The following is a 12,385-nucleotide window of genomic DNA, read 5'->3' as shown; positions in this document are numbered from 1 at the left end:
AGCGGCAAAAGCGCATAAAAAGGACTGACCTGAATGTTTCAGCATCAGTCCTTTTTGATTATTTATGAAAAGTCGGTTTGTAAAAGGAACGGTTTTCCAGTGCAAATACACGTTCAGTGTACTCGCCCGGCTTCACGCGCTCAAGTGCTCTGTCCATCATATTCATTTTCGCATCCAGGTTGTCTATATAGTGTAAAATTTCTGCTTCTTTCACCATCGGCGGTTTTGGGCTGCCCCATTCTGCTTTGCCGTGGTGACTCAAAATCAAGTGCTGAAGAATTAACACCTCTTCAGAATCGATTTGAAGCTCCTCTGCAGCTTTTGAAAGCTCTGTAACCATAATCGAAATATGGCCGAGTAGATTGCCTTCGACCGTATACGAAGTTGAAACAGGGCCGGACAGCTCTTTCACTTTTCCGAGATCATGCAGGATAACGCCGGCATAAAGCAGATCGCGGTCAAGAGACGGATATAAATCTGCAATCGATTTCGCCAAATTCAGCATAGATACAACATGATACGCTAAACCTGAGACAAACTCATGATGGTTTTTCGTAGCTGCCGGATAATCCATAAATTCAGTTTCGTGTTTTTTGACTAAAAACCTTGTGATCCGCTGGATGTTCGGATTTTTCATTTCAAATATATATTGAGTGATGGTATCCATCATTTCATTTTTCGGAATCGGTGCGGTTTCTAAAAAATCATCAATATTGACATTTTCATGCTCGCTCACCGGTCTGATATTTCTCAGCTTCAGCTGGGTGCGCCCGCGGTAATGGTGGACATCCCCCACGACCTTCACAATCGTCTGCGGTGCATAGGTCACTTCATCACTTTGCTTGGCATCCCACAGCTTCGCTTCAATATCACCTGACTGGTCTTGCAGCATCAGCGTTAAAAACGGTTTCCCATTGCTCGCAATCCCTTTCGTCGAGGATTTAATCAATAGATATTGGTCCACCTGTTCGCCAACCTCATGTAGCATAATCCCTTTAGCCATTCTATTAAAGCTCCCTCCGTATCTTACATAATATCAGTATATCACATACCGATTTACAGCTATAGAACCTCTTTTATGACACCAAATGGATGATTTGGCTGCTTTGAAATGCATCTTTTACATGGTCATGGCATGTAAAATACAAAATCTGCCTTCCGCCTTCAGATAAATCATTTAGAACGTCTAATACACGTTTGAGTCTTTCCTGATCAAAATGAACAAAGCTGTCGTCAAGCTGGAACGGAAGCCTAGATCCATCCTGACGCGTAACAGCCAGAGCAAACCGGATCGCTGTATACAGCTGTTCACACGTCCCCTGTGACAGCTCTTCCGCATGATAGACAGTTCCATCACAATGCATGACCATAATGGAATCATCCGTTTCAGAAAAATATATCGTCTTGTAGCTTCCGTCAGTCAATGGACGGAAAAATTCTCCTGCCGTCTCCAGAAGGCGCGGAAGCTCGACTTTTTTATGACGTTCCAATTTGTTTCGGATCACCTGTTTGATTATTTGGAGCGAAGCCCATTTTTTAGCGGTTTCTTTGACACGCTCTTTTTGCATTTCCAATTGCAGCTTGAGATCAGAGACCAATCCCGAAGCCTCTAGTTGTTCCTGTTTCACGAAGAGCAATGCGATTTGGCTGCGAAGCTGTTGGATCTCCTCAGCCAGCCGCTCTTTTCTTTCATTCTCAACTAATTGCTTGTTTTTCAATTCAGAAAGCGTATTGGAATCCGCCAGTTTAAGCTCCTCTGGCTGTCCGCCTTCAAGCTGTGCGTTTATGTGATGAAGCTTGTTCTCCGTATCCTTCAATTGCCTGTTGATGTCGGCTATGGCGCAAAACTCATTTCTGTCTTTTGCAGCCACCGCGGAAAATAGCTGTTCTATCTGTGCCTGAAAATACTGTATTTCTTGCTCCAGCTCCAGCAGCTGATCCTTTATATAATAAATATCTGTTTCGATAGCCTTTTTTTGCTTCGCGATTTCTTTTTCACGTTCAACGTTTTTCCGCAGTGTATGAAGGGCGTCTGGGATGGAAATGTTCTGACTCTCATTCGCAGGATAAAGCATGCTGACGCGTTCTTCAAATGTGCGCCGGTGCTTTTTCAGCCTCCCTGCTTCAATTGTCAGCTCATGCTTTTTCTTCACTTCTTTTTTGACATCCTTCATCAAGCTGTATGCATCAAGCAAAAAAGTCGGATCTTCCTTGAATCCGAGCTCCTTCATAAAATGCTCGACCTGTGTAAAGGACGGGGCCATATCGGCTTCCCACTGTTCAAACTGCTGGATGACTCTTTCATATGCTGCCTCTTTTTGCTGGAGCACTGCCCGATGTGTGATGAAATGCTGTTTATTGCGGTCATCCTCCCATAACGCTTCTCTAAGCGCTTCGGCTTCTGCCGGTGAAATGTTTATCATTGGCTGTCTCATCTCCCGGCTGTTTCCGGAAGACGGTGTTTTTTTTCCAGAAGCAAGCCAATACACAATAAGGGCAGCGCCGATACTAATGGCGGGAATCCATTGCTGCAGCAGCAGAAAGAGAACGATGAACAGCATACCAGCTGCAATAACAGTCTTTTTCTGTTTAGCCTGCTGCCTTTCAAAAAACTTCAGCTGTTCTCTCAGCTTCGCTTGCTCCTGATGTTGCCCCTGTGCTTCATCATATGCTTTCAGAGCCGCTTCTTTATCTTTTCTTTCGCTGATTTCAAAGATGGCGGACGAAGCGGCATGAACGGCCTTTTCTGCGTCTTCCAGCTCTTGCCGGGCAAGTTCAAACGTCTCATCAAGCTGCCTTTTTCTGTCTCGTGCCTGTACGTATTGCTGCACCGCCTGCTGGAGCTGCCATTCATAGTCATATGACGTGTTCATATTCAACAGCTCATTTTCATCCGTTTTATTGAGCTGTTCCAGCCCTGCCGCTGCTTGTGCGGACGACTGGCGCAGCTGTGCCTGAATGGCGGCGAGCTGTTCCCCATAGGATTGGTACATATGAAACGCTGCCGAAAGCTCTTGTATCAGCGTTTCCTTTGCCAATATTTCTTTATCGGGATTAAGTTTTTGCATCTGTTTGTCCAGCTCCGCCATCTTCACCCGAAGCGCCTCCAGCTGTGCGGATTTCGGGTGAAGGTGGGATTCATATTTTTCCAGCTGATGCAGTCCGTCTGCCTGAAATTGTCCCGCCTGTTCCGGGTATTGTGCTATCGCCTGTTCCAGCGCCGCTTTTTCATTTAGCAGCGGCCTCAGCTCAATCGCTCCCTCAATCGTTCGGATATGTCCTGCCGCCTCTTTCAATTCGGTTTCTGCGGCTGCAAGGCGGGCTTCGAGCGTTCTTTTTTCCTCAAGAAGCTGATGATAGCCCGCTTCCTCTGCTTCAGCCTGTTTCAGCTTCGCTCCCATCTGCTTAAGCGTTTCCAGCTCCTGATTCAATTGAGGGTTTCGCCCGTTTGGTTTATAGAGCCTTTCGCTTTCCTTTGTCAGCCGTGAATCAAGCTTAGATACGGCTTCAGCGCCAAATAAACTGGAAAACAGCAAAAATTCCCCTATCTTGTCCCGATTAAAGGAGTGAATTTCCTGCAGCCCGAATACATCAAACGAATAAATGGCTTTGTACAATGCCCTGTCTGTACCCTGGAACAACTGCTTTAAAAAATCTCCTTTCTTCACTTCGCCCTTTTCTGTGTACACTCTTAGCTTTTCGGCAGTCCCTTTCGTCCGTTCGATTTTCACAGCCCCATACTCAGGGTGTTCAGCTTCAAGAACACCGCCATAGACACCGCCTGTTTTCGGTTCATATTTCTTCGTTTTCGGAAAACCAAACAGCATGCTTTCAATAAATGACATCATCGTCGTTTTTCCTGCCTCATTTAATCCGTAGATTAATTGGACAGGCGAGGCGGAGAAGTGAAAGGTCCGATTCGAAAATTTCCCGTATTGGTAGATATGTAAAGATTTAATTCGCAAAGCTTTCACCGCCTCATGTTCCAAGCACCTTAAGCTGTCTTTTCAATAAAATCTGTGCCTGCTCTTTTATTTCCTGTAACTCTTCTTGGCTAAACCGGTCCGCGTGCCTTCTGTACACAGGATGCCGCTCAAGCCCTTCCAGTACGTCTGACAGATCGCAGCGATCAATGTCTGTAAATAAACCGCCAAAAAAAGGATCAAGGTTTGTAAGGTTTGCTTCATTTTCTGTCTCATCGTCCAATGAAAGCGGCCAAACGAAGTGTTCCTCCTCCGCCTCTTGCTCCTGAAAGGCTTCGAGAAGCTCATCTAAGGTGCCTTTCGGCGCTTCCAGCAGCCATTCCGGCGCCCGCCCTTGTAATACAAGTCTTACACAAACAGGGCTCCCCTTTATCCGCAGCTTCGAAAACGCGTCCTCAACCATTTTGATAAGGGCGGTCATATTCTTTGCCTCCGTCACATCAACTGCCGCTTTTTCCCACAGGATGTCATGCGCTTTCTGAAATTCGTAAGATATATCTCCATTTGTCACACGAACGAGATAATAGCCTTTATCTCCCGTCTCCTTCATATGGCGCGCTTGCGTGTTTCCCGGATAGATGACTGCCGGGTGCTCGGCGGAAAGAACCTGGCGTTTATGTATATGGCCAAGCGCCCAATAATCCATTCCGCTTTTCACGAGATCGTCATGCGTAAACGGGCAATACGGATCGTGTCCTTCAGATCCTGATAGCGTGCCATGGAGCATACCGATATGAAGCGGCGCGTCAGTCGACCTCCGATAGCGGGCGGCTTGGTTTTCCGTCACTGCTCTGGCCTGATAGCTGAAGCCGTAAATGCTCGCTATGCGTTTGCCTTCCTTATAAAACGATTTTTCTTCAGGAACAGCGGACGAAAAAATATGGACATTCTCAGGCCATTCAATCGGCGTCCACTCCCCGCCAAGATGATCGTGGTTCCCAAAGATCACATAAACTGAAATCCCGCACTCTCTGAGTCTTTCAAATTGCTTTTTTAAAAAAAGCTGGGCCTTTAAACTTCGATTCGCTTCGTCAAACAGGTCCCCCGCCAGCAAAATGAAATCAACGTTTTCTCTCACTGCGGCATCTATCATATGTTTCACGCTTGCAAACGTGCTTTCTTTGATCCGGGCAAAAATCGGTTCCGGCAGATGCGATATCCCGTAAAACGGGCTGTCGAGATGTAGATCTGCCGCATGAATAAAGGTTAGATCAGTCAACATTCTGCTCCTTTCCAGGATGAAGTACCCTTATTTTAGCACCGAATTCTTGCGAATGCACGTTCTGTCAATAAAGAAACAGCCTGAGGAACCTCAGGCTGTTTTTCAATCAGTTTTTCGCTAAACGAAGCGCTTGTTTGATCGCTTTAAATGCGCTTGAATTGCCGTAAATCAACACACCGCCTTTGTAAATTCTGGCGCCGATGACTGCTAGTATAACAATGGTGAGCAGTGTGATTCCGATACCGGCAGCCGCCTGCCAGAACGGAATATCAAGCATACCGACGCGCAAGAACATAATCATTGGCGTAAAAAATGGAATAAACGAGGTTACTGTAATAAATCCTGCATCAGGTGCATTCAAGCCGAACATCGCGATCATAAAACCGGCGACAACCAATAGCGTCATCGGTGTGATCGTTTGCTGCACGTCCTCTATTCTGCTGACGACACTGCCGAGAAACGCAGCCAGTGTCGCGTATAAAAAGTAGCCGAGCAAAAAGAAAATCACAGCATAGATGACAGTGGTAGCGGAAACGTCGGTTAGATTAAGGAATCCGCCGATAGGTGAAGCTGTTTCGTTCGTTTTGTTCAGCATCAGCGACAAAGAGCCGGCTCCTATAATGACAGCAAGCTGCGTGATCCCAACAAGCCCGATGCCAAGCAGCTTAGCAAACATCTGCTGGATCGGCGGCATGCTTGAGATCAGGATTTCCATGACACGCGAAGATTTTTCGGTTGCAACCTCCATCGCAATCATGCTGGCATACATAATCACAGAGAAATAAATGACGAACAGCAGAATGTAAACAAGCCCTACCGTCTGGCCAAGCTCTTCCTCAGACTTCGCCCCCTCTTTCAGCGCCTCCTGCCCGACAGTAACGGGCGCATAAAGGCTGCTGATCGTTTCCTGCGAAACACCGAGCTCTGCCGTTCCGACAGCCGTTTTGGTTTGCGTCAGCGCCTGCTGCAGCGTTTGGTACGTGCTTTCATCAGAAATCGTTAACGCTTTATATGTTCCTGAAATGGTCCCTTTTTCATCTCGTTTGATGATGAGCATGCCATCGAGCGTTTCATCTTTGACTTGCTTTGTGACCTCGTCAGCGGATTGCTTCGACTGCTTCACATCAAGATCACCGTTTGTATCCACCGCTTTCAGCTGCTTCGAAAAAATCGGATATAATTCGTTTGTTTCATCAACAACGGCGATTTTTTCTTTCACATCATCACCTTGAAACGAAGAAATGATCGACTCCAGATTCGTTACAACTAATACAAGCAGTACCGTGATGACAGTCGAAATAATAAAGGATTTTGCCCTAATCTTATTTTTGTATGTATGAGAAAGCATGATCCAAAATTTATTCATAGACGGCCCCCACCTTTTCTATAAAAATATCATGCAGTGACGGCTCTTCAAGCTCAAACTTTCTGATAAACCCTTTTCCTTGGAGCATAGCAAAGATCTCTTGAGAAATGTCTTCATTAGCGATCTGCAGCTTGACGCCGCCAGCCGTTTCCTTCCATTGGAGAATGCCTTCATGAGACTGCAAAAAACGCAGATCGTCATCAGAGTGAATGGTGACATTCTTTTTCCCGAAGGAACGTTTTATCTCCTTCAACTTGCCTTGCACAACCGGCTTTCCTTTCTGCAGTATGCAAAGGTTCTCACATAGCTCCTCAACATGTTCCATCCGATGGCTAGAAAATAAAATAGAAACGCCGCTGTTTTTCAAAGAAATCACAGCATCTTTTAACAGCTCAACATTGACAGGGTCCAGGCCGCTGAATGGTTCATCTAGGATCAGCAGCTCCGGCTTATGCAAAACAGCCGAAATGAATTGGATTTTCTGCTGATTTCCCTTCGAAAGCTCTTCCACCTTCTTATTCTCGTAATCTGTTATATTGAAGCGTTCAAGCCATGTCCCGAGCTCTTTTACAGCCTCCCGCTTCTCCATTCCTTTTAATCTGGCAAGATAGACGAGCTGATCCTTTACCTTCATTTTCGGATAAAGGCCCCGCTCTTCCGGCAAATAACCGATTTTGTTGCTCATACTATAATTCACAGGACTGCCCTTCCAGCTGATTGAGCCCTCCGTAATGCTTAATAAACCAAGGATCATGCGAAACGTCGTCGTTTTTCCCGCTCCGTTTGCGCCTAAAAGACCGAACATTTGCTGTTCCGGAATGTCTAAGTCCAATCCGTCAACGGCTTTAAAATCTCCAAATCTCTTCGTTACGTGATCAATTGTAAGCACCGAATCTCCTCCTTCCCTGACCCATTATATACTAATTTTGGATGAAACATAATAAAGGATTTTGATTTCCTTTTTAGAATATAAATGAAGAAGACTATAAACCTTGAAAATGGAGGAGAAACCTGATGGCTGATTATTTCCTTACAGCTTTTGATCCTTCGGGGAAAACACTGGTAAATGAGAGATTCGAGGCAGAAAATGAAGAAACGGCAAAAACGCATGGTGAAGCTCTGTTAAAAGAAAAAGAGCTTCACAGCCATACCCATCGTTTAGTCAATGCAGCCGGAAAGCTGATTTTGTTTCACAGATGATCAGCTTTCCGGCTGATCTGTTACGCTTGGAACTTCGGCTCCCGTTTTTCTAAAAAGGCACGGATTCCTTCTTGGTGATCCTTGGTCCTTCTCATTTTCTCTTGGGCGCTGCGCTCAAGAGAAAGCACCTTTTTCAGTTCTTCAAACTGAAGGCTTTGAAAGATGGCTTTCGTTTCGATCATCGCCAAAAGAGGTGAGGCCAAAAGGGTTTCGATAAAGGGTCTTGCGCCTTCCGCAGGGTCTCCAGCAAATGTCCCATCCAAGAGACCCATATCGGCGGCTTCCCTGGCGGAAAGTTTTTTCCCGCTCCAAATCAGCTTTATCGCCTTCGCTTCCCCAATTCTTTTCTTCAGCAAATAATGCCCCCCCCCGTCCGGAACAAGCCCAATGCCGATAAAATTCATCGCGAGAACGGCGTTTTTTTCCGCGAGCACAATGTCAGCGCACAGCGCCAAACTCAGGCCCAGTCCCGCAGCAGCACCGTGAATAGCTGCAATTGTTACTTTCTTCATCTGATATAACGTCAGAGTGACAGCCTCAATCGTATCCATTAGCTGTTTAAATTGATCAGGGTCATGCTCTGATGTCATCATCCGGATATCTCCACCGGCCGAAAAGCCTTTCCCGGTTCCTCTCAGGAGAACGATGAGCGCCTCGCTTGCAGCCGCCTTTTCAACCGCCTCCTTCAGTTCAGACAGCATCTGTTCATTCAGGGCGTGATGGGCATCAGGGCGATTCAGGATAATTTCTGCAACGACTCCATTCCGTTCATATTGAATAAACTCCATATGAAGCACCTCCATGTATGCGCTTGCTTTTTTCTTTCTCATATACATTCCCTGCCATCCTCAAATAAACCTTTTTATTTTTCAGGGTCAATAGATACCGAAAAATGCATATTGTTTGAGTGGAAACATAAAGTTTTATATAGTGAAAGAGAGGATATCAGGATGAGAGAGGAGGAAAGGAAGCATGGATAAATTGCTGATCATTTTTCTGTTAAGTTTATTTATGGTGTACTTTCCCCCTTCGGATGTGGTTCTGCCTTCCCAGCTTGAAGCAAGCACTGACAGCTATGTGCCTATGTCCTCATATCCGCAGGAAGCACAATCAGCCAAGATTCCGTCGCCGAGCAGCCTGTACCCCGCAGAACTGATCAAAGAGTACAGTCCGCTGGCGCAATCTGTCAGGCAGCTGTCTGTCAAGCCCCTTGACGAACCGCTGATGAACAGGCTGGAAAAGGTTTGTGCCGTCCCTGTAAAATACCAGTCTAATTACCTCCGAATATAAATGCTCAAGCTTTATTTGTAACTCACCCCATTTGGCCAACACTACATTCGGAGGGATTTCATTGAATATTAAAGAAAACGATCTGCCGGGCATCGGCAAAAAATTTGAAATTGAAACGAGAAGTCACGAAAAAATGACGATTATCATTCATGATGACGGAAGAAGAGAGATTTACCGGTTTAATGACCGAGACCCGGATGAACTTCTTTCCAATATCTCATTGGATGATTCTGAAGCAAGGCAAATTGCCGCTATTCTAGGTGGCATGGTCTATAAACCGCAAGCGCTTGAGTCCATTGAAATGGCCTTCAGCGATCTCATTATTGAATGGTTTAAGGTTGAAAAAGCCGCCAAATCGATCGGGCGCACACTCGGGGAACTTGATGTACGCCAGAATTACGACGTCACTGTGATCGCTATCATCAAGCACAATCAGGAAAAGCTTTTAAATCCTGGAGCCGATTCGGTTATTGAAGAAAATGACACACTTGTCCTCTCAGGTGAAAGAAAGCATCTGAAGAAACTAATTCACGATTTTCTTTCTGGAGAGGGCGTGTGAGCGGCCGATGGATCATCTTGTATTTGAAGTCGGGACTGCGCTAGTTCTTGTGGCGATTGCCAGTGTAATCGCCAATAAAATTAAATTTTCGATTATTCCGTTTCTGATTGTGCTGGGCATGCTGGTTGGACCGCACGCGCCGAAAGCGGGGATTATTGACCTGACATTTATAGAAAGCAGTGAAATCATCGAGTTTTTTGGGCGGATGGGCGTACTGTTCCTCCTCTTTTATCTCGGACTCGAATTCTCAGTCGGAAAGTTGATTAAATCCGGAAAATCAATCGCGATCGGCGGAACGATTTATATCTTGATTAATTTCAGCCTCGGGCTGCTTTACGGGTTTATCACCGGGTTTTCCTTTCTGGAAGTCCTCGTCCTCGCAGGGGTCATCACAATCTCGTCAAGTGCGATTGTCGCAAAAGTGCTCGTTGATTTAAAAAGAACCGCCAATCCGGAAACCGAGCTGATTCTCGGCATCATTATGTTTGAGGATATTTTCCTTGCCGTGTATTTGTCCGTTGTTTCCGGCCTTGTGTTAGGTGATGCGACATCCGTCGGGAGTGCGCTCTTGTCCATTTTGATCGCCTTCGGTTATATGCTGCTGTTTTTTATCGCAGCCAGAAAGCTCCCGCCGCTGTTGAATAAACTGTTGGACATTCGCTCAAACGAAGTGTTTATTATCGTCATTTTCGCCGCACTCTTTTTTATCGCCGGGTTTTCAGAGACGATCCATGTAGCGGAAGCGATCGGGGCGCTGCTGCTCGGTTTGGTTTTTTCAGAAACAGAGCATTCCGATAGGATTGAGCATCTTGTCGTTCCGTTTCGCGACTTCTTCGGCGCAATGTTCTTTTTCAGCTTCGGCCTCAGCATTGATCCGTTTTCACTCGGTGAAGCGGTTTGGCTTGCGTTGGGAGCAGTGATTCTGACCATTCTCGGAAACTTTATTGCCGGAATGGTGGCAGGGCGACGCGCAGGGCTTTCTCATAAGGCTTCATCGAATATCGGACTGACGATCGTATCACGGGGGGAGTTTTCGATTATCGTTGCGAACCTTGGGATAGCCGGAGGCCTGTCAGCCACATTAAAGCCGTTTGCCGCATTATACGTCCTCATTCTGGCGATTTTGGGACCGCTTTTAACAAAGGAATCAAAACGAATTTACCGCTTGCTGAACAAGATATTTAAATGGAAGCCTGATGTTCAGCCTGCAAGAAAACAAGGGTAAAAAAAGCAGCACTGTGATCAGTGCTGCTTTGTCGTTTTCTCAAAAATCTGCTCTAAATATTTAATTTTTTCGTCCGTGTAATGCTCAAAGCGCTCGTTGTACGATTTCGGATCTTTCGGATTGGCAAAGTGCGTGATTTTCCCCGTATCCCGATCAATAAATTTACTTGCAGCGCCGCAGCCAATGCCGATAATCGTCTGCACCTCTTCCATAATCATGATGTTGTAGATGCTTTCTTGTCCCGGCAAAGAGTATCCGACGTTTTCAAGGTTTCCAAGAATATTTTTCTGGCGGTATAAATAATAAGGCACGTACCCATGCTCTTTCGTCCAAACCACCGCGTCATCCATCATTTGAGAAACCTCTTCCCTGCCGGCAACTTTGTACTTATGCTTGTTTCTCGTCATTTCTGACGCCCGTTTAAAGGAAAGCGTATGAACGGTAAGGGATTCCGGCATCAGCTTTTCCGTTTCTGAAAGGCTGTGTCTAAACTCCTTCACACCTTCCCCAGGCAAACCGATAATCAGGTCCATGTTGATATTATTCATGCCGTGCCGACGTGACAGATGATATTTCTCAATGGTCTCTTCAACCGTATGATGCCGCCCGATCGCCTTTAGCGTTTCATTTTCATAGGATTGCGGATTGATGCTGATCCGGTCAATATCATATTTGTTTAAAACGGCGAGCTTTTCTTCAGTAATCGTGTCAGGGCGGCCGGCCTCCACCGTAATCTCACGAATGTTTTTCACATCCGGGAAGGAGCGGACCATTTCTTCATACAGAAGATCCATTTCTTCCGCTGTAATGCTTGTTGGTGTCCCGCCGCCAAAGTAAATGGTTGTAACCTTGACATCATGCTTCTTAAGCCACTCGCCTATTTTCTGCATTTCGTAATGCAGCCCCCATAAGAATGAGCCGACTCTGCCCGCCTGCCCTTGGATAGCGTACGCAGGGAATGTGCAATATGCGCACTTTGTCGGGCAGAACGGAATGCCGATATAAATACTGACTTCATCCTTTACTTGGTACAAATCCGGCACTGCCGCCAGCTGCCGGTCAACAATCTCCTGCATTAGCTCGATTTTCTCATCATGAATTAAATAGTCTTTTTTCAATTCAGCATGCGCTTGCTCCTTCGGCATTCCGCTTTGCAGCTTTTTGTGAAGCAGCTTTGTGGGCCGGATCCCTGTCAAGATTCCCCACTTTTGCGTGATGCCCGTATGCGCCTGAAGAAGATTGAGATACACATAAGAAATCGTGTTTTTCACTTGCTTAAAAGCTTCTTTTTCATTCATGTCGGGAGAAAAAGATTTTGTATGCTGTTCCTTTATGCCAGTTTCCATCACTTCTCCCGAAACCGTCACATGCTCATCCGTTTGTGAGCACTTTAAAGAAATAACAAAATCTGCGGGCTCCTCTCCACCGTACACAAGCTCGCACTCTTCATAAAACAAATTTGCAATATTTTGCAGAGGCCGATGCAGGCGGTCATCATGTATGCCTTCTATTTTTATTTGCAACTTCATCACCTAATTTA

At 45.9% G+C, this 12,385-nt stretch carries 10 protein-coding genes and 1 pseudogene; 4 read left to right on the top strand and 7 right to left on the bottom strand.

All coding sequences use genetic code 11. The features are described 5' to 3' along the window. Positions 1-58: 58 nt before the first annotated feature. The 5 genes from yhaM to AC4CV5_RS06030 all read right to left on the bottom strand — a co-directional run bounded on the left by yhaM (position 59) and on the right by AC4CV5_RS06030 (position 7,460). A complete protein-coding gene (gene yhaM, locus AC4CV5_RS06050) occupies positions 59-1,003 on the bottom strand; it encodes a 3'-5' exoribonuclease YhaM (protein WP_166853748.1) in 945 nt (314 codons plus the stop codon). A gap of 73 nt (positions 1,004-1,076) precedes the next feature. Continuing rightward, complete coding sequence (locus tag AC4CV5_RS06045) at positions 1,077-3,974, bottom strand: ATP-binding protein (protein ID WP_490922262.1); 2,898 nt, start codon at positions 3,972-3,974, stop codon at positions 1,077-1,079. Positions 3,975-3,978: 4 nt separating this feature from the next. Beyond that, on the bottom strand, positions 3,979-5,205 hold the full coding sequence (locus AC4CV5_RS06040) for a metallophosphoesterase family protein (protein WP_326220994.1): 1,227 nt from the start codon (positions 5,203-5,205) through the stop codon (positions 3,979-3,981). A gap of 106 nt (positions 5,206-5,311) precedes the next feature. Beyond that, the gene (locus AC4CV5_RS06035) at positions 5,312-6,571 is read right to left on the bottom strand and encodes an ABC transporter permease (RefSeq protein WP_166853751.1); all 1,260 of its coding nucleotides are present in this window, start codon (positions 6,569-6,571) and stop codon (positions 5,312-5,314) included. Beyond that, positions 6,564-7,460, bottom strand: coding sequence for an ABC transporter ATP-binding protein (locus tag AC4CV5_RS06030; protein ID WP_490922261.1), 897 nt, complete (start codon positions 7,458-7,460; stop codon positions 6,564-6,566). The genes AC4CV5_RS06035 and AC4CV5_RS06030 overlap by 8 nt, the downstream gene beginning before the upstream one ends. A 125-nt stretch (positions 7,461-7,585) precedes the next feature. Between AC4CV5_RS06030 and AC4CV5_RS06025 the strand changes: the two genes are divergently transcribed. Then, entirely contained in the window at positions 7,586-7,771 is a 186-nt protein-coding gene (locus AC4CV5_RS06025) for a YhzD family protein (protein ID WP_003239513.1), read from the top strand. Positions 7,772-7,791: 20 nt separating this feature from the next. Here the strand turns inward: AC4CV5_RS06025 and AC4CV5_RS06020 are convergent, their stop codons facing one another. Beyond that, positions 7,792-8,559 carry an enoyl-CoA hydratase gene (locus AC4CV5_RS06020; RefSeq protein ID WP_490922700.1) on the bottom strand — a complete coding sequence of 256 codons (768 nt, stop codon included), beginning with the start codon at positions 8,557-8,559 and terminating at the stop codon, positions 7,792-7,794. Between the two features lie 162 nt (positions 8,560-8,721). Between AC4CV5_RS06020 and AC4CV5_RS06015 the strand changes: the two are divergent. The 3 genes and pseudogenes from AC4CV5_RS06015 to khtU all read left to right on the top strand — a co-directional run bounded on the left by AC4CV5_RS06015 (position 8,722) and on the right by khtU (position 10,845). Continuing rightward, a pseudogene (locus AC4CV5_RS06015) lies at positions 8,722-9,061 on the top strand (hypothetical protein). A 61-nt stretch (positions 9,062-9,122) separates the two neighbouring features. Then, positions 9,123-9,620 carry a K(+)/H(+) antiporter subunit KhtT gene (khtT, locus tag AC4CV5_RS06010; protein ID WP_166853754.1) on the top strand — a complete coding sequence of 166 codons (498 nt, stop codon included), beginning with the start codon at positions 9,123-9,125 and terminating at the stop codon, positions 9,618-9,620. 7 nt (positions 9,621-9,627) lie between these two features. Then, a complete protein-coding gene (khtU, locus tag AC4CV5_RS06005) occupies positions 9,628-10,845 on the top strand; it encodes a K(+)/H(+) antiporter subunit KhtU (protein WP_166853755.1) in 1,218 nt (405 codons plus the stop codon). 17 nt (positions 10,846-10,862) lie between these two features. On the opposite strand, the gene AC4CV5_RS06000 is transcribed toward khtU, so the two are convergent. After that, on the bottom strand, positions 10,863-12,368 hold the full coding sequence (locus AC4CV5_RS06000; protein WP_326221128.1) for a coproporphyrinogen III oxidase: 1,506 nt from the start codon (positions 12,366-12,368) through the stop codon (positions 10,863-10,865). Between the last annotated feature and the right edge of the window lie 17 nt (positions 12,369-12,385).

Source organism: Bacillus sp. NS1 (assembly GCF_058248265.1).
This window is presented reverse-complemented; position numbering and strand designations above follow the sequence as displayed.